Source organism: Serratia sp. 14-2641 (assembly GCF_001692375.1).
Taxonomy (GTDB): domain Bacteria; phylum Pseudomonadota; class Gammaproteobacteria; order Enterobacterales; family Enterobacteriaceae; genus Chania; species Chania fonticola_C.
This window is the reverse complement of record NZ_LXKR01000044.1, coordinates 22,123-40,123: the sequence shown is the minus strand read 5'-3', so window position 1 is coordinate 40,123 and position 18,001 is coordinate 22,123. Positions and strand designations below refer to the sequence as shown.

Below are 18,001 nucleotides of genomic sequence, written 5' to 3'. Positions count from 1 at the left end.
CTTAGTCGTTAACCGGCTGCGGTTTGGTCGCTGGAGCAGTGGCCTGATTAGCCGCTGCATGGCCGCCAGCAGAACCTTTTCCGTCAAAGTTGAAGGAAGGGCGCTGCCACTCGCTGGTCTTCGCGGCTTCCGGCTGATAATCCGGCGCAGGCGCTTTGGTCATCGGGGCGGTAGCGATATGCTTGTAGAGCGCCGGTTGCGGTTGTGCAACCACTGGGGCCGCCTGCACAGGAGCTGGAGCAGCCTCTGGCTGTGCTGGCTCGACTTCTGGCTCTGCGGTTACAGTAGCCTCTGCAGGGGCTGCTACGACGGCTTCCACTACAGCTTCTTCAACTACAGACTCTTGCACCACGGGTTCAGCGATAACCGGCTCAGCTTGTACTGCAGCATCTGTAACCGTCTCATCTTCAGTTGTTTCACTGACAACGGTTTCATCTACCACAACAGCGGCTGACTCGGCAGCGACGACAGCGTCGGCTACTGTTTCAACAGGTGCAGTTTCTACCGGGGCTTCAACTACCGGTGTTGCCACCGATTCAGCCACTACCGAAGCGGTTTCAACTACGCTTGGCGCTTCGTTGACCACAGGCTGAACAGGAGCGGCTTCAACAGCCACCGGTGCAGCAGCAACGGCGACGGTTTCAACTGCCACTGGCGCTTGAGCTTCTTCGTGTTCAACGTAGACGGCTGCTTGTGCCACAGGATAGCTGACCCAAACTTTGCCTGAAGCCATCTCTGGTGAGGCAAACGCCCCGGCCAACGGCATTGGCGACTGGTTCGGATAACGCTCGTCACGATAGCGACGACGACGCTGACCACTGACGCGCAGATGGCGTGGAGAACGACGAGAGCGACGTGGCATGCCGTTTTCACCGTTACCACGGTTGTCAGCTTGCGCATCATCTTCAGACTGGGCCGCAATGGTCTGTGGCAACAGTTTAACGCTCTCCGCCAATACCGGAGCCTGGTTTTCTTCAACCTTGGCGACCGGCGTCTTAGGCGCTAACAGTTCTTCAGCGGCGCGATGCAGTTCTTCTTCCGCCGACAGGACGCGAACTTTCTGCGCGAGTGGGCGGCGTTGACGACGCTGCGTTGGCTGCTGATGACGGTCTTCATCTTCGTCATTGCTATGGCTGGCAACAACGACTTCCGCAGTTTCTGGCACTTTGACATCTTGCGGAGCCTGACGTTTTTCTTCCTGACGACGGCGTTGACGCTCGGCACGTTGTTCACGGCGCTGTTGCTGATCTTCGCGCTGTACCTTGGCTGCTTCTTCAGTCTGCACTTCGGTGTTGACAGCCGTTGGTGCAGTCTGTTGCTGTGCGTTACGGCGGTTGTTGCGGCGCTGGTCGTCACGGTTTTCACGTGGTTCACGCGGCTCGCGATTTTCGCGTGGTTCACGGTCACCACGTTCACGGTTGTCACGCCCTTCGCCACGTTCTTTACGCTCGCCACGTTCACCTTTACGGCCAGAACCCTGGCGGCGTTGGCCACGACGATCCTGACGACGGTTGTCGCTGTCTTCCGTTTTCTCAGCTACGACCGGTTTAGCTTCAACCACCGGCGTTTCTTCACCGGCGAACAGGGACTTCAAGCCACCGAACAGACGGCTCAACAGGCCAGGTTTGGCTTCAGCAGCAGGAGTTGATACAACTGCCGGTTTGGCGGCAACCGCAGGCTTGCTAACCACAGGATCTTCTTCCTGCGGTGGAGCATCCTGTGACAGAGAGAAGGAAGCCAGAGCCGGTTGCTCGCGTTTGCGCTCAACTGGCGCATCATCCTGCGGCTGGGCCATTTCTTCTTCATGCAGCTTCGGCAGCAGGTAGCTCAGGGTTGGTGTTTCTTCACCCTTGCGTACGCGCAGCACGGAGTAATGCGGAGTTTGCATCTGATCGTTTGGCACGATGATCGCTTTCACGCCACCCTGGCGCTTCTCGATCGCGCTGACAGAATCACGTTTTTCGTTCAGCAGGTAGGAAGCAACCTGAACCGGCACGATGGCGTGAACTTCTTTGGTGTTCTCTTTCAGCGCTTCTTCTTCGATCAGGCGCAGAATAGACAGCGCCAGCGATTCGTTATCACGGATGGTGCCGGTACCGGTACAGCGCGGGCACACGTGGTGGCTGGATTCACCCAGTGACGGGCTGAGGCGCTGACGGGACATTTCCAGCAGGCCGAAGCGAGAGATACGGCCAATCTGAATGCGGGCACGATCCTGGCGGACGGCATCGCGCAGACGGTTTTCCACTTCACGCTGGTGACGAACCGGGGTCATATCGATAAAGTCGATGACGATCAGGCCACCCAGGTCGCGCAGGCGCAATTGGCGAGCGATTTCATCTGCCGCTTCCAGGTTGGTATTGAATGCGGTTTCTTCGATGTCGCCACCGCGGGTTGCACGCGCGGAGTTGATATCGATAGCGGTCAAGGCTTCGGTGGTGTCGATCACGATGGAACCACCGGAAGGTAGACGCACTTCACGTTGGAACGCGGATTCGATCTGCGATTCGATCTGGTAATGGCTGAACAGCGGGATTTCGCCACTGTACAATTTGATCTTGCTGCTGAAATCCGGACGGCCCAAGGCAGCGATGTGCTCTTTGGCCAGATCGAGTACCTTCGGGTTGTCGATCAGGATTTCGCCGATGTCTGGGCGCAGGTAGTCGCGGAATGCTCGCACGATAACGTTGCTTTCCTGGTGGATCAGGAACGGAGCAGGGCGGCCTTCGGCGGCTTTTTTAATCGCTTCCCAGTGCTTGAGGCGGAATGACAGGTCCCATTGCAGAGCGTCAGCAGATTTGCCAACGCCAGCGGTACGGACAATCAGCCCCATGCCGTCTGGCAATTGCAGCGAGGAGAGCGCTTCTTTCAGTTCGGTACGGTCGTCACCTTCGATGCGGCGGGAAATACCACCGGCACGCGGATTGTTCGGCATCAGAACCAGATAGCTACCGGCCAGGCTGATGAAGGTAGTCAAGGCTGCGCCTTTATTACCCCGTTCTTCTTTATCAACCTGAACGATGACTTCCTGGCCTTCACGCAGCACATCTTTGATGTTTGGGCGACCATGGGAAGAGTAATTGCTTGGGAAGTATTCGCGAGCGATTTCTTTTAGCGGGAGGAAACCATGTCGTTCAGCGCCGTAATCAACGAACGCGGCCTCAAGACTAGGTTCAATTCGAGTGATTTTGCCTTTGTAAATATTCGCTTTTTTCTGCTCATGGCCAGGGCTTTCAATATCCAGATCGTACAGCCGCTGTCCATCTACAAGGGCAACACGCAACTCTTCCTGCTGAGTTGCGTTAATCAACATTCTTTTCATCTTAACTTACTCGTTTTTTTTACATTATCGACAAAGCTGCGGGCAAAATAACCTCATGGCCAGGTTAAAACCGAAAACCCCGTGTCTTCTCGCAAAGCCGTCAACCTCACGGTTGTCGCCTGCATAGGGGCGCATTATCTCGGTAAGCCTGTATTTCTTTGTGAAACACAGCGCTTTTGACTCAGGGAATAGCCTCTGATTTATGTTGACAGATCTGATTCCATTTGCCGGCCAAGCTGCAACCCGCAGCCCGCTAATTGTTTGATTTCACATTACGTCTTACGCCATTGCTGCGTTTTTGTGCAACCAGACAAACTGTATAATTCCGCAATTCTCCTCGTTTCAAGGGGATCGGCACGGAAAGTTACAGCATTATTCCATTGCAAGCACCTTTATAGCAAGGTGACTTTTCCTTAACTATGATCGAAACCGCAAACGATCAACCTGGCTTGCTGCCTTATTGTTCGCTGGCGTTTCTTTCACAGTCTGAGAGACAGTTAAGCACATAAAAAGAGGTGGCGCTATTGACGCGCTCTATTTAGAATCCCGCCCCATGAAAACGAACATTCCCGCAGTACAATTAGTGACGATTTCTGACGACGAAGCCGGTCAGAGAATCGACAATTTTTTGCTTGCCCGCCTGAAAGGCGTGCCGAAGAGCATGATTTACCGCATCGTGCGCAAAGGCGAGGTGCGGGTCAATAAAGGCCGCATCAAGGCTGAATATAAACTGGCAGCGGGCGACGTGGTGCGCATTCCTCCGGTTCGGGTCGCCGAACGTGAAGATGCACCGGTTTCCGCCAAGCTGGACAAAGTTGCTGCCCTGGCGGATTGCATCCTTTATGAGGACGATCACCTGCTATTGCTGAACAAACCTTCGGGAACGGCGGTGCACGGCGGTAGCGGCCTGAGTTTTGGCGTGATCGAAGGATTGCGGGCATTACGTCCGGAAGCACGTTTTCTGGAGCTGGTGCACCGTTTGGATCGCGATACCTCCGGCGTGTTGATGGTGGCCAAGAAGCGTTCGGCGCTGCGTTCGCTGCACGAGCAACTGCGCCTTAAGGGGATGCAGAAGGATTATATGGCGTTGGTGCGCGGCGAGTGGCAGTCGCACTGCAAAGCGGTGCAAGCACCGTTGCTGAAGAATATTTTACAGAGCGGGGAGCGCATTGTCCGCGTCAACAGCGAAGGCAAACCTTCGGAGACCCGCTTCAAGATCGAAGAACGCTTTGAACATGCCACGCTGGTGAAGGCCAGCCCGATCACCGGGCGTACCCACCAAATTCGCGTGCATACCTTGCATGCCGGGCATCCGATCGCCTTTGACGATCGTTATGGTGACCGGGAGTTCGATCGCCAATTGGCGGGCACCGGCCTGAAACGCCTGTTCCTGCATGCGGCGGCGCTGCGCTTTGAACATCCAGCTACCGGCGAAACGATGCGCATCGAAGCGCCGATGGATGACGAACTGCGTCATTGCCTGCAGGTATTGCGCCAGCGGACCGCCGCAGCAAAAAAATAAACCCCGACAAAGTGAGCCGTTGTGGAATTTGTTAGGGCCGAACATATTCGATCGTAGGGGCGCCGCATGCTGCGCCCACTTATACCAGCGGGTTGATCCCTTCAGCCCGCAACATCTCCAGCAATGCGATCAGCGGCAGGCCAATCAACGCATTCGGGTCGCGGCCCTCCAACTTCTCAAACAGCGCAATCCCCAAACCTTCACTCTTGAAGCTGCCCGCACAAAAGAGCGGTTGCTCGAGACGCACGTAGGTTTCTATCTCCACTTCGCTCAACGTACGGAAATGAACGTGGAAAGGTTCACATATCACCTGTAGGCGTTGGCTACGGCTATTATAGAGCGCCAAACCGGTATAGAAGGTCACCTGCTTGCCGCTGGCCTTACGTAGCTGCTGGCGGGCGTTCTCTTCGCTATGGGGCTTACCGGTGATTTCCCCGGCGATCACGCAGACCTGATCGGAACCGATAATCAGATAATCAGGGTAGGCCGTGGCCAGCGCCTGAGCCTTGGCCGCCGCCAGGCGCAGCACCAAAGCCTCGGCACTTTCCCCGGGCAGCGGTGTTTCATCGGTTTGCGGTGCTGCACAAATAAAGGGCAGGTGCAGCTTCTCCAACAGCTGCTGGCGGTAGATTGACGTTGAAGCGAGTAAGAGTCTTTGCATAATTTTTTCCACAAACCGTAGCGTAAATATGTCGGTCATCTTAAACTGTCGGCCGCTCTGGAAGCGAATATTGGTGAAAGGTGCCGTTTTAGGGCCTTTTTCTTTGACTCTATGACGTTACAAAGTTAATATGCGCGCCCTATGCAAAAGGTAAAATTACCCTTGACCATTGATGCGGTACGTACCGCTCAGAAACGCCTGGACTATGTTGGTTCCTATGCGCCTGAGCTGGTTACACGTGTTGCCGACTCCGTGGTCAGTGTGGACAGTGATGTCGAAGTGCAGTTGTCGTTTGATATTGATAACCAGCGCCTCGCGGTGATAACAGGGCATGCGGACGTCGCGGTAACGCTGATGTGTCAACGCTGTGGTGTCCCGTTTGCACATCAGGTCCACACAACATATTGTTTTAGCCCGGTCGTCAATGATGAGCAGGCTGAGGCATTACCGGAAGCGTACGAACCGATCGAAGTTGACGAGTTTGGCGAAGTCGATCTGTTGGCAATGATTGAAGACGAAATTATTCTTTCACTGCCTGTCGTTCCGGTACATGAATCTGAACACTGTGAAGTGTCCGAAGCGGACATGGTGTTTGGCAAACTGCCTCCTGAGGCGGAGAAACCAAATCCATTTGCCGTATTAGCCAGTTTAAAGCGTAAGTAATCGAGGAGTAAGGTCCATGGCCGTACAACAAAATAAACCAACCCGTTCCAAACGTGGCATGCGTCGTTCACACGATGCCCTGACCACCACCACCTTGTCTGTAGATGCGACTTCCGGTGAAACTCATCGTCGTCACCACATCACTGCCGACGGTTTCTACCGCGGTCGCAAGGTTATCGGCTAAGTCAGCGATACTTTGACTCGTCTAACCCTGGCGTTAGATGCTATGGGCGGGGATTTCGGTCCCTGCGTCACAGTGCCTGCTTCATTGCAGGCACTGGCCTCTAATTTACAGCTTCATCTCCTGTTAGTCGGCGATCCCGACGTCATCTCCCCGTTACTTGCCAAAGCCGATCCGTCTGTCCTGGAACGCTTGCAAGTCGTACCTGCCGAATCGGTTATTGCCGGTGACGCCAAGCCTTCACAAGCGATCCGGGCCAGCCGAGGTACCTCTATGCGTATTGCGCTGGAGTTGATTAAAAGCGGTGAGGCGCAGGCTTGTGTCAGTGCAGGGAATACCGGGGCGTTGATGGGGCTGGCCAAGCTGCTGATCAAACCGTTGGACGGCATTGAACGCCCGGCGTTGATGACCGTGATACCTAACCAGCAGCGCGGTAAAACCGTGGTGCTGGATCTGGGGGCCAACGTAGAGTGCGATAGCACGATGCTGGTGCAGTTCGCGGTCATGGGAGCAGTGATGGCGGAAGAGGTATTGGGTATCGCGCAGCCACGTGTGGCACTGCTCAATATCGGCGAAGAAGAAACCAAAGGACTGGATAATATCCGCGAAGCCTCCGCCGTACTTAAAAAAACGCAGGCAATCAACTATATTGGTTATCTGGAAGGCAACGACCTGCTCACTGGTAAAACCGATGTGATGGTCTGCGACGGCTTTGTCGGCAACGTCACTCTGAAAACCATGGAAGGTGTGATAAGACTGTTCTTGTCGCTACTCAAGTCATCCTCCGAAGGGGGAAAACAGGCGTGGTGGTTAAAATTGTTGGGTCGTTGGTTACAAAAAAGGGTGGCAAGGCGTTTTGGTCATCTGAACCCCGACCAGTATAATGGTGCATGTCTGTTAGGATTGCGGGGAACCGTGATTAAGAGCCACGGCGCTGCAAACCAAAACGCGTTTGCGGTGGCAATCGAACAGGCTGTACAGGCGGTGCAGCGGCAAGTTCCGGACAGGATTGCTGCGCGCCTTGAAGCTGTATTACCCAAGAGTGACTGATCGTTCATGTATACAAAGATTCTCGGTACGGGGAGTTACTTACCCGCACAAGTGCGCACCAACGCTGACTTAGAAAAAATGGTGGATACGTCTGACGAGTGGATCGTGACTCGCACCGGTATTCGTGAACGTCGTATCGCTGCCCCGGATGAAACCGTGGCAACCATGAGCTTCCACGCTGCGTCTCACGCGCTGGAAATGGCGGGTGTGGCTAAAGAAGATATCGGCCTGATCGTGGTGGCGACCACCACCTCAAGCCATGCGTTCCCAAGTTCTGCCTGCCAGGTGCAACAGATGCTGGGCATTCAGGACTGCGCGGCGTTTGATATTGCGGCGGCCTGTGCTGGCTTTACCTACGCCTTGAGCGTGGCCGATCAGTACGTCAAGAACGGCGCGGTAAAGCATGCGCTGGTGATCGGCTCAGATGCGCTGTCGCGCACGCTCGATCCAGAGGATCGCGGCACCATCATCCTGTTTGGCGACGGTGCGGGCGCGGTAGTGCTGGGGGCCTCTGAGGACCAGGGCATTATCTCTACCCATCTGCATGCGGATGGCCGCTATGGCAATCTGCTGGCGCTGCCAAATAAAGATCGTCAGAACCCGGATCAGCCTGCCTACGTCACGATGGCGGGCAACGAAGTGTTTAAAGTGGCAGTCACCGAACTGGCACATATCGTTGATGAAACGCTGAAGGCCAACGAGCTTGACCGCAGCGAACTGGATTGGCTGGTTCCGCATCAGGCCAACCTGCGCATCATCAGCGCAACGGCAAAAAAACTGGGTATGGGGATGGAGAAAGTGGTGGTGACGCTCGATCGTCACGGTAACACCTCTGCCGCCTCGGTACCTGCAGCGCTCGACGAAGCCGTACGCGACGGGCGCATCCAGCGTGGTCAGTTGGTGTTGCTGGAAGCATTCGGCGGTGGCTTTACCTGGGGCTCGGCGCTGGTTCGTTTTTGATTCAACAGGAATAAAAAAATGACGCAAACTGCATTTGTTTTTCCAGGCCAGGGTTCACAAACCGTTGGCATGTTGGCCGATTTGGCCGCACAGTTTCCCATTGTGGAACAAACTTTTAGCGACGCTTCTGCGGCTTTGGGTTACGATCTGTGGCAGTTGGTACAGACTGGCCCGGCAGAAGAGCTGAATAAAACCTGGCAGACACAGCCAGCGTTGTTGGCGGCCTCCGTTGCCATCTTTCGTGTCTGGCAGCAGCAGGGCGGTAACATGCCTGTGATGATGGCCGGCCACAGCCTGGGTGAATACTCGGCGCTGGTGTGTGCCGGTGTGCTGGATTTTGCTGCGGCAATCCGTTTGGTAGAGCTGCGCGGCAAACTGATGCAGGAAGCGGTACCAGAAGGTACTGGTGCCATGTACGCCATCATCGGTCTGGATAATGCCTCGATTGCCAAAGCCTGTGAGGAGTCAGCTCAAGGCCAGGTAGTTTCACCGGTGAACTTCAACTCTCCGGGGCAGGTCGTTATCGCGGGCAACAAAGAAGCGGTTGAGCGTGCAGGTGCAGCTTGCAAAGCAGCCGGTGCCAAACGTGCACTGCCGTTGCCGGTGAGTGTGCCTTCGCACTGCGCACTGATGAAACCGGCCGCCGATAAGCTGGCTGTAGCGCTGCAAGACATTACCTTCAACGCGCCGACAGTACCGGTAGTCAATAACGTTGATGTACGCGCAGAGACCGCGCCAGAAGCTATCCGCAGTGCGTTGGTTCGCCAGCTGTACAGCCCGGTACGCTGGACGGAAAGCGTAGAATTTATGGCGGCAGAGGGTGTGACTCTGCTGTTGGAAGTGGGCCCGGGCAAAGTGCTGACCGGCCTGACCAAACGCATTGTCGACACCTTGACGGCGGCAGCGGTTAACGATACTGCCAGCCTGTCTGCGGCGTTGGAACAGTAAAAGAGGATAACCATGAGCTTCGAAGGGAAAATTGTCCTGGTCACCGGCGCAAGCCGCGGTATTGGCCGGGCTATTGCAGAGTTGTTTGTTGCACGTGGCGCCAAGGTTATCGGCACCGCTACCAGCGAGAGCGGTGCTGAAGCCATCAGCAGCTATCTGGGTGAGAACGGCAAAGGCTATATGCTAAACGTGGTTGATGCTCAATCTATCGACAACGTTTTGACCTCGATTCGTGCGGAATTTGGCGAAATCGACATTTTAGTGAATAATGCCGGGATTACGCGTGATAACCTGCTGATGCGAATGAAGGATGATGAGTGGCAGGATATCCTGGACACCAATCTGACTTCCGTATTCCGTCTGTCAAAAGCGGTAATGCGAGCTATGATGAAAAAGCGGTTTGGCCGTATCATCTCTATCGGTTCCGTTGTTGGTACCATGGGGAATGCAGGGCAGGCTAACTACGCGGCGGCTAAAGCCGGTCTGATTGGTTTTAGTAAGTCTTTGGCACGTGAGATCGCTTCACGTGGCATTACGGTCAACGTCGTGGCTCCTGGCTTTATTGAGACGGACATGACACGGGCGTTGACAGAAGATCAACGCGCAGGCATTTTGACTCAGGTTCCGGCTAGCCGGCTTGGGGAAGCTAAAGAAATCGCCAGCGCTGTTGCATTTTTAGCCTCTGACGAGGCCAGCTACATCACCGGTGAAACGTTACATGTCAATGGCGGCATGTATATGATTTAAAAAATGCGAAAACTATTTGCGTTATTTGAGGTAAAAACCGCAAAATAGCGTAAAATCGTGGTTTGACCAGCCGGGATTTAGTTGCATCTTTTTCAACATTTTATACACTACGAAAACCATCGCGAAAGCGAGTTTTGATAGGAAATTTAAGAGTATGAGCACTATCGAAGAACGCGTTAAGAAAATCATTGTTGAGCAACTGGGTGTTAAGCAGGAAGAAGTATTGAACAACGCTTCTTTCGTTGAAGACCTGGGCGCTGATTCTCTTGACACCGTTGAGCTGGTAATGGCTCTGGAAGAAGAATTCGACACCGAAATTCCAGACGAAGAAGCTGAGAAAATCACTACTGTGCAAGCAGCTATTGATTTCATCAACGCTAGCCAGCAGTAAGCGAACATATCTAGGCGGTCACTCGACCGCCTAAGTTTTTTCTATCCCTAGCGTCATATTTTCCCTCCTTGGAGGACAAACGTGTCTAAGCGTCGAGTAGTTGTGACCGGACTGGGCATGTTGTCTCCTGTCGGCAACACGGTAGAGTCCACATGGAATGCTCTTCTTGCCGGTCAGAGTGGCATCAGCCTGATCGACCATTTCGATACTACTGCCTATGCAACGCGCTTTGCTGGCTTGGTAAAGAATTTTAACTGTGAAGATTTCATCTCGCGCAAAGATGCGCGCAAGATGGATGCTTTCATTCAATATGGCATCGTCGCCGGCATGCAAGCCATGCAGGATGCGGGGCTGGATATCAACGAGGCGAACGCCAATCGTATTGGTGCCGCTATCGGCTCTGGTATCGGTGGCCTGGGGTTGATTGAAGAAAACCATAGCTCACTGGTTAACGGTGGCCCACGGAAAATCAGTCCGTTTTTTGTGCCCTCGACCATTGTGAACATGATTGCCGGTCACCTGACCATTATGTACGGCATGCGTGGCCCAAGTATTTCCATCGCTACCGCCTGTACCTCAGGTGTCCATAACATTGGCCATGCCGCACGTATCATTGCTTATAATGATGCCGATGTGATGCTGGCCGGTGGCGCAGAAAAAGCCAGTACCCCTCTGGGTGTCGGCGGCTTTGGGGCGGCTCGTGCGCTCTCAACCCGCAATGACAACCCACAGGCCGCAAGCCGCCCCTGGGATAAAGACCGTGATGGTTTTGTCCTGGGCGATGGTGCGGGGATGATGGTGCTGGAAGAGTACGAACACGCAAAACAACGCGGTGCGAAAATTTACGCCGAAATTGTCGGGTTTGGTATGAGCAGCGATGCCTACCACATGACATCGCCACCGGAAAACGGTGCCGGTGCCGCCTTGGCGATGGAAAACGCACTGCGTGATGCAGGTGTGACAACGTCACAGATTGGCTATATCAACGCGCATGGCACCTCGACGCCGGCCGGTGATAAAGCCGAAACCCAAGCGGTGAAATCCGTATTTGGTAGCGATGCCAACCGGGTAATGGTCAGCTCCACTAAATCGATGACCGGTCACCTGCTGGGTGCCGCAGGGGCGATTGAGTCGATCTTTACCGTGTTGGCTCTGCGCGATCAGGCGGTTCCACCTACCATCAATCTGGATAATCCGGATGAAGGTTGCGATCTGGACTTCGTACCACACGAAGCGCGCCAGACCAAAGATATGGAGTTCACGCTGTGTAACTCCTTCGGCTTCGGTGGCACTAATGGTTCGCTGATTTTCCGTCGCGTATAATTATTGCCAACTTAAGTTGATAAAGGCCCGGTGCATTTTGACCGGGCTTTTTTTATGGCGCCTGGCCGTTTTATCGTAGTATGCGCCTGTTATGCTGTAGTGATAACACAGTGAGGAAACGCATGTACTGGATAAATGGACAACAACATGACGCCCTGGCAGCCAGCGATCGCGGTTTGCAGTTTGGCGATGGCTGCTTTACCACCGCCAGGGTGGTGGATGGCAATATCGATCTTTTCCCTTGGCATCTCGAGCGCATGCAGCAGGCGGCGCAGAGGTTGCTACTGCCTGCGGTGGACTGGGCGGCATTGGAACTTGAGATGCGCCATGCGGCAGGATCTCTCTCCCTTGGCGTGGTCAAAGCGATACTGACCAGAGGCAGTGGCGGACGAGGCTACAGCCCGCGCGGCTGCGCTGCTCCTACACGGATCGTTTCACGCAGCACCTATCCCACGCATTACCTGTCATGGCGTGAAGAAGGGATCAGCCTGGCGCTCAGCCCGGTTGCGCTGGCACGTAATCCGCTGTTGGCTGGCTTGAAACACCTTAACCGCCTGGAGCAGGTGTTGATCCGCGCACATCTTGACCAGGCCGATGCCCATGAGGCACTGGTGCTTGACACTGCGGGTATGCTGGTGGAATGCTGTGCGGCTAATTTGTTCTGGCGCAAAGGAAAAAACGTCTTTACGCCAAATCTGGATCAGGCCGGTGTCGCCGGTGTGATGCGCCGCCGCGTGATTGAACTTCTGGCGGGCAGCGAGTATCTACTGCATTACGTCAGTGAACCGCTAGAGACGCTGGCCGATGCGGAGGAAATGCTGATATGCAACGCGCTGATGCCGTTGCTGCCGGTGAATAGGGCACAATCATGGCGCTACCCTTCGCGCCAACTGTATGATTTTTTGCGACCACACTGTTAATGATGGCTGATCGATGAAGAGAAAAAAGCTCAAGATTGTTGTACTGCTGCTGCTCCTGGCGTTGGCTTCGCTGTATTGGGGACATCAGCGGATTGAACGCTTTGCCGATACTCCGCTGGCGATTGGGCAGGAAACCTACTTCAAACTGCCCGCAGGCACTGGCCGTGTGGCGCTTGAAGGGCTGCTGGTACGTGACAAGCTGATCCACAATGGCCGTTGGTTCCCGTGGTTACTGCGCCTGGAGCCGGAACTGGCCGAATTCAAGGCTGGTACCTACCGTTTAACCCCGGGGATGACGGTGCGCCAGATGCTGAAACTGTTGGCGAGCGGCAAAGAAGCCCAGTTCAGCGCGCGTTTTATCGAGGGTTTGCGTCTGAAAGATTGGCTGCAGGTGCTGCAAGAGTCCAAATACGTCAAGCATACCCTGGCAGGTAAAAGCGAGGCGGAGATCGCCAAGGCGCTGGGGCTGCCGGAAGGTGGCGTGCTGGAAGGTCGTTTGTATCCAGATACCTATCTCTATACGGCGGGAACCACCGATCAGGCATTGTTAAAGCGCTCGCAGTTGCGGATGTACAAGGCATTGCAGGACGTTTGGCATGCGCGAGACACCAGCTTGCCCTACAAAACGCCGGAAGAGTTGTTGACGATGGCTTCGATCGTTGAGAAAGAGACTGCCGTAGCGGAGGAACGCACCAAGGTTGCTTCGGTGTTTATCAATCGCCTGCGTTTGGGCATGCGTTTGCAAACCGATCCTACCGTGATCTACGGCATGGGCGACAGTTACACCGGTAACATCACCCGTAAGGATCTGGAGACGGCAACGCCCTATAACACCTATGTGATCAGTGGCCTGCCGCCAACGCCGATCGCCATGCCGAGCCGTGCTTCACTGGAAGCTGCTGCCAATCCGGCTAAAACCGATTATTTGTACTTTGTTGCCGACGGAAAGGGTGGTCATACGTTCACCACCAACCTGGCAAGCCATAATGCTGCGGTGCGTGTCTATCGGCAGGTACAAAAGGAAAAGAATGAAAAGTAACTTTGTAGTGATCGAAGGGTTGGAAGGCGCGGGTAAAACCACCGCGCGCAATACCGTGGTCAACGTGCTTAACGAGCAGGGTATTAACGACATTGTGTTTACCCGTGAACCGGGCGGTACGCCACTGGCGGAGAAGTTACGCGAGCTGTTTAAATGCGGTGCAGAGGGCGATTTGCCAACCATCAAGGCGGAACTGCTGATGATATATGCCGCGCGGGTGCAACTGGTGGAAACCGTGATCCAACCGGCGTTGGCGCGGGGAGCCTGGGTGGTTGGCGATCGTCACGACCTTTCCGCGCAAGCCTATCAGGGCGGGGGCCGGGGAATCGACCCACATTTGATGAGCTCGCTGCGTGATACGGTATTGGGTGACTTCCGTCCCGACCTTACCCTTTATCTCGACTTACCTCCGTCGGTGGGCCTGCAAAGGGCGCGCGCGCGTGGAGAGTTGGACCGTATTGAGCAAGAAGCGCTGCCGTTCTTTGAACGTACCCGTGCGCGCTATCTTGAACTGGCGGCGCAGGATGCGAGCATCGTTACCATAGATGCGGCACAAACGCTGGAACAGGTCACCGCCGATATTCGCAAGGTGGTTGTACAGTGGCTGCAACAGCAGGAAGGGGCGTAATGAACTGGTACCCGTGGCTTAACGCTCCCTATCGTCATTTGGTGGGGCAGTATGCGGCTGGGCGTGGCCATCACGCATTACTGCTGCATGCGGCGGTGGGCAACGGCGATGCTGAGCTACTCTATGCCCTTAGCCGGTGGCTGATCTGCCAAAAGCGCAACGGTGAAAAGAGCTGCGGTGAGTGTCACAGCTGCCGGTTGATGCTGGCAGGCAACCACCCGGACTACCACGTGCTGGCCCCGGAAAAGGGCAAAAGTAGCCTGGGTATTGAACCGATCCGCCAAGTGATTGAGGTCCTCTATTCCCATGCCCAGCAGGGGGGCGCCAAGGTGGTGTGGCTGTCGCAGGCAGAACTGTTGACCGAGGCCGCGGCCAACGCCTTGCTGAAAACCTTGGAAGAGCCTCCGGCCAATACCTACTTCCTGCTAGGTTGCCGTGAGCCCTCAAGCCTGCTGGCGACTCTGCGTAGTCGCTGTTTCTACTGGCATCTGGCCAGCCCGGATGAACAGCTGAGTCTGCAATGGCTTAACCGCCAGGGCGCGGGCAATCCGGTCGATCGTCTGACCGCATTACGCCTGCATGACGGTGCTCCACTCGCTGCCGAACAGCTGCTGCAACCGAATCGCTGGCAACAGCGGGCCGCACTGTGTAACGCCTTGAGCGCTGCTCTGCCGCAGTGCGATATGTTGGCCCTGTTGCCGGCACTGAATTATGACGACGTGGCGGACCGGCTACACTGGCTATGTTCGATGCTGATGGATGCGATGAAATACCAGCAGGGTGCCGCGAGCTATGCTCTGAATCAGGATCAACTGCCGCTGGTCCAGCAGTTGGCCAGCCGTTTGAGCAGCGTTTCGCTCCAGCAAATCATGCAACAGTGGCTTAACTGCCGCCATCAATTACTCAGCGTGGTTGGCGTTAATCGCGAGCTGTTGCTGACAGAACAGTTACTCGGTTGGGAGCAGATGCTCGGCGCTACCGGTTACTCATCCCCTCACTCGTTGTAAAAGAGTTAATTATCATGTTATTAGTAGATTCTCACTGCCACCTCGACAGCCTGGACTTCGCCACCTTGCACCACAGCGTGGACGATGCCCTGGTCAAAGCCAAAGCGCAGGATGTGGGCTTTGTACTGGCGGTTGCCACCACGCTGCCGGGTTATCAGGCGATGACCCAACTGATCGGTCAACGTACCGATGTCGCCTTCTCCTGCGGCGTTCATCCTTTGAATCTGGAAGGGGGCTACGATTATACCGAACTGCGCACTCTGGCTGCGGCAGAGCAGGTGGTTGCCCTGGGGGAAACTGGGCTGGATTACTTCTATCAACAAGACAATATCCCGTTGCAGCAAGAGTCGTTCCGTCAACATATTCGTATTGGCCGGGATCTCAACAAGCCGGTGATTGTGCATACGCGTGACGCGCGTGACGATACGTTGGCCATTCTGCGCGAAGAGAACGCACAGGATTGCGGCGGCGTGCTGCATTGCTTCACCGAAGATTTGCCAACGGCGAAAGCCTTGCTCGATCTGGGCTTCTATATCTCGTTCTCCGGCATTGTCACTTTCCGTAACGCCGAGCCGCTGCGCGAGGTAGCCCGCTATGTGCCATTAGATCGCATGCTGGTGGAAACCGACTCGCCATACCTGGCGCCGGTACCTCATCGCGGCAAAGAAAACCAACCCGCCTATGTGCGCGACGTTGCAGAATACCTGGCCGTATTGAAGGGCGTCAGCCTGGAAAATCTGGCGCAGGCGACTACCGCCAACTTTTCACGTTTGTTTCACATCGAACTCTGATCCTTCGTCTAGGCTTAGCGAACCGCTGGCGATAATCTAATTCTTTTTAAGCTCGTAATTAATCCTCGAAACGGGTAATGTTCCCATCCGTTTCAGGGGAGAAGCCGGGCAAATTTTCATCTTTCTTCACAAAAAGCAGACGATTTTTGAAAAATGGCCGGTCAGATTCATCGAAACGTGACTGTCATCAAACATTGTTCAGGGTATTTATTTTACTCTGCGTAAAAATTAAAGGGGTGCTCAGACACCCTGAAAATGCAGGGGTTTTCTCTCCCCCCTCTGCAACGCGAAAATTCGCGAGAAGTAGCAAAGCACTATTACTCAGGAGCACACTCAACTATGTTCAAGAACGCATTTGCCAACCTGCAAAAAGTAGGTAAATCGCTGATGCTGCCGGTTTCCGTATTGCCTATCGCAGGTATCCTGCTGGGCGTCGGTTCCGCCAACTTTAGCTGGCTACCTCTGGTAGTCTCTCACGTGATGGCGGAAGCCGGCGGTTCCGTATTCGCCAATATGCCGTTGATCTTCGCTATCGGTGTTGCCCTGGGCTTCACTAACAACGACGGCGTTTCTGCATTGGCCGCGGTAGTGGCTTACGGCATCATGGTGAAAACCATGGCCGTAGTTGCGCCATTGGTGCTGCATTTGCCAGCCGAAGAGATTGCGGCCAAACACCTGGCGGATACCGGTGTGCTCGGGGGGATTATCTCCGGCGCCATTGCTGCCTACATGTTTAACCGCTTCTTCCGCATTCAGTTGCCAGAATACCTGGGCTTCTTTGCCGGTAAGCGTTTTGTGCCGATCATCTCAGGTCTGGCCGCTATCATTCTGGGTGTGATCCTCTCCTTCATCTGGCCGCCAATCGGTACGGCTATCCAGACCTTCTCCGAATGGGCCGCTTATCAGAACCCAGTGGTGGCATTCGGTATCTACGGTTTTGTTGAGCGTGCGCTGGTACCGTTTGGTCTGCACCACATCTGGAACGTTCCGTTCCAAATGCAGATTGGTGAATATACCAATGCGGCCGGTCAAGTGTTCCACGGCGACATTCCGCGTTACATGGCGGGTGACCCAACTGCGGGTATGCTGTCTGGTGGCTTCCTGTTCAAAATGTATGGTCTGCCTGCTGCTGCGATTGCCATCTGGCACTCAGCCAAGCCGGAAAACCGTGCCAAAGTCGGCGGTATCATGATTTCCGCTGCGCTGACCTCGTTCCTGACCGGTATTACCGAGCCGATCGAGTTCTCCTTCATGTTTGTTGCGCCGATCCTGTACGTAATCCATGCGATCCTGGCCGGTCTGGCGTTCCCAATCTGTATTCTGTTGGGTATGCGTGACGGTACCAGCTTCTCACACGGTCTGATCGACTTCATCGTACTGAGCGGCAACAGCAGCAAAATCTGGCTGTTCCCAATCGTTGGTGTTATCTACGGTCTGGTGTACTACACCATCTTCCGCGTGCTGATTGCCAAACTGGATCTGAAAACCCCTGGCCGTGAAGACAATGCTTCCGAGCAGGTGGCTCAGGGTGGTTCTGAAATGTCTGCTGCGCTGGTTCAGGCATTCGGCGGTAAAGAGAACATCACCAACCTGGATGCCTGTATTACCCGTCTGCGTGTTAGCGTGGCCGACGTATCCAAGGTTGACCAGGCTGGTCTGAAGAAACTGGGTGCTGCCGGTGTGGTTGTGGCTGGCTCAGGCGTTCAGGCGATCTTTGGTACCAAATCCGACAACCTGAAAACCGATATGGATGAATACATCCGTAATCACTGATTCAGGTAGGGGAGTTAATGGGGAGGCTTAGGCCTCCCTTTTTTTATGGTTTTAATTATGATTTATAACGATATT

17 protein-coding genes are annotated in these 18,001 nt (G+C 54.7%); 15 read left to right on the top strand and 2 right to left on the bottom strand.

Translation table 11 applies throughout. The annotated features are described in order from the left end of the window. Nucleotide 1: 1 nt before the first annotated feature. Nucleotides 2-3,322, bottom strand: coding sequence for a ribonuclease E (gene rne / locus A6U95_RS15505; RefSeq protein ID WP_065685100.1), 3,321 nt, complete (start codon nt 3,320-3,322; stop codon nt 2-4). Between the two features lie 553 nt (nt 3,323-3,875). Here rne and rluC point away from each other — a divergent pair. Beyond that, nucleotides 3,876-4,844 (top strand): 23S rRNA pseudouridine(955/2504/2580) synthase RluC, encoded by a 969-nt coding sequence (rluC, locus tag A6U95_RS15500; protein ID WP_024485939.1) that lies wholly within the window; start codon nt 3,876-3,878, stop codon nt 4,842-4,844. A gap of 79 nt (nt 4,845-4,923) precedes the next feature. Here rluC and A6U95_RS15495 read toward each other — a convergent pair whose 3' ends face one another. Next, nucleotides 4,924-5,505 carry a nucleoside triphosphate pyrophosphatase gene (locus tag A6U95_RS15495; protein ID WP_065685099.1) on the bottom strand — a complete coding sequence of 194 codons (582 nt, stop codon included), beginning with the start codon at nt 5,503-5,505 and terminating at the stop codon, nt 4,924-4,926. Nucleotides 5,506-5,646: 141 nt separating this feature from the next. Between A6U95_RS15495 and yceD the strand changes: the two genes are divergently transcribed. The 14 genes from yceD (at nt 5,647) to ptsG (ending at nt 17,926) form a co-directional block, all read left to right on the top strand. Continuing rightward, nucleotides 5,647-6,168: a 23S rRNA accumulation protein YceD gene (gene yceD / locus A6U95_RS15490; RefSeq protein ID WP_024485941.1), complete on the top strand. Its 522-nt coding sequence runs from the start codon at nt 5,647-5,649 to the stop codon at nt 6,166-6,168. 16 nt (nt 6,169-6,184) lie between these two features. Continuing rightward, nucleotides 6,185-6,352, top strand: a complete 168-nt coding sequence (gene rpmF, locus A6U95_RS15485; protein ID WP_004943042.1) for a 50S ribosomal protein L32 — start codon at nt 6,185-6,187, stop codon at nt 6,350-6,352. A gap of 12 nt (nt 6,353-6,364) precedes the next feature. Then, the gene (gene plsX / locus A6U95_RS15480; protein ID WP_024528541.1) at nt 6,365-7,399 is read left to right on the top strand and encodes a phosphate acyltransferase PlsX; all 1,035 of its coding nucleotides are present in this window, start codon (nt 6,365-6,367) and stop codon (nt 7,397-7,399) included. 6 nt (nt 7,400-7,405) lie between these two features. Continuing rightward, entirely contained in the window at nt 7,406-8,359 is a 954-nt protein-coding gene (locus A6U95_RS15475; RefSeq protein ID WP_065685098.1) for a beta-ketoacyl-ACP synthase III, read from the top strand. Between the two features lie 18 nt (nt 8,360-8,377). After that, a complete protein-coding gene (fabD, locus tag A6U95_RS15470) occupies nt 8,378-9,307 on the top strand; it encodes an ACP S-malonyltransferase (RefSeq protein WP_065685097.1) in 930 nt (309 codons plus the stop codon). 12 nt (nt 9,308-9,319) lie between these two features. Beyond that, nucleotides 9,320-10,054 (top strand): 3-oxoacyl-ACP reductase FabG, encoded by a 735-nt coding sequence (fabG, locus tag A6U95_RS15465; protein WP_024528544.1) that lies wholly within the window; start codon nt 9,320-9,322, stop codon nt 10,052-10,054. A gap of 154 nt (nt 10,055-10,208) precedes the next feature. Then, a complete protein-coding gene (gene acpP, locus A6U95_RS15460) occupies nt 10,209-10,445 on the top strand; it encodes an acyl carrier protein (protein ID WP_004719003.1) in 237 nt (78 codons plus the stop codon). 81 nt (nt 10,446-10,526) lie between these two features. Further along, nucleotides 10,527-11,768 (top strand): beta-ketoacyl-ACP synthase II, encoded by a 1,242-nt coding sequence (gene fabF, locus A6U95_RS15455; RefSeq protein ID WP_024485943.1) that lies wholly within the window; start codon nt 10,527-10,529, stop codon nt 11,766-11,768. 122 nt (nt 11,769-11,890) lie between these two features. Next, a complete protein-coding gene (gene pabC, locus A6U95_RS15450) occupies nt 11,891-12,688 on the top strand; it encodes an aminodeoxychorismate lyase (RefSeq protein WP_065685096.1) in 798 nt (265 codons plus the stop codon). Between the two features lie 13 nt (nt 12,689-12,701). Then, nucleotides 12,702-13,727 carry an endolytic transglycosylase MltG gene (gene mltG, locus A6U95_RS15445; protein WP_065685095.1) on the top strand — a complete coding sequence of 342 codons (1,026 nt, stop codon included), beginning with the start codon at nt 12,702-12,704 and terminating at the stop codon, nt 13,725-13,727. Continuing rightward, nucleotides 13,717-14,355: a dTMP kinase gene (gene tmk / locus A6U95_RS15440; RefSeq protein WP_065685094.1), complete on the top strand. Its 639-nt coding sequence runs from the start codon at nt 13,717-13,719 to the stop codon at nt 14,353-14,355. The genes mltG and tmk overlap by 11 nt, the downstream gene beginning before the upstream one ends. Continuing rightward, nucleotides 14,355-15,362, top strand: coding sequence for a DNA polymerase III subunit delta' (gene holB / locus A6U95_RS15435; RefSeq protein WP_065685093.1), 1,008 nt, complete (start codon nt 14,355-14,357; stop codon nt 15,360-15,362). The genes tmk and holB overlap by 1 nt, the downstream gene beginning before the upstream one ends. A 14-nt stretch (nt 15,363-15,376) precedes the next feature. Next, complete coding sequence (locus A6U95_RS15430; RefSeq protein ID WP_065685092.1) at nt 15,377-16,153, top strand: metal-dependent hydrolase; 777 nt, start codon at nt 15,377-15,379, stop codon at nt 16,151-16,153. Between the two features lie 339 nt (nt 16,154-16,492). After that, the gene (ptsG, locus tag A6U95_RS15425; protein ID WP_024485949.1) at nt 16,493-17,926 is read left to right on the top strand and encodes a PTS glucose transporter subunit IIBC; all 1,434 of its coding nucleotides are present in this window, start codon (nt 16,493-16,495) and stop codon (nt 17,924-17,926) included. The last annotated feature ends 75 nt before the right edge of the window (nt 17,927-18,001 follow it).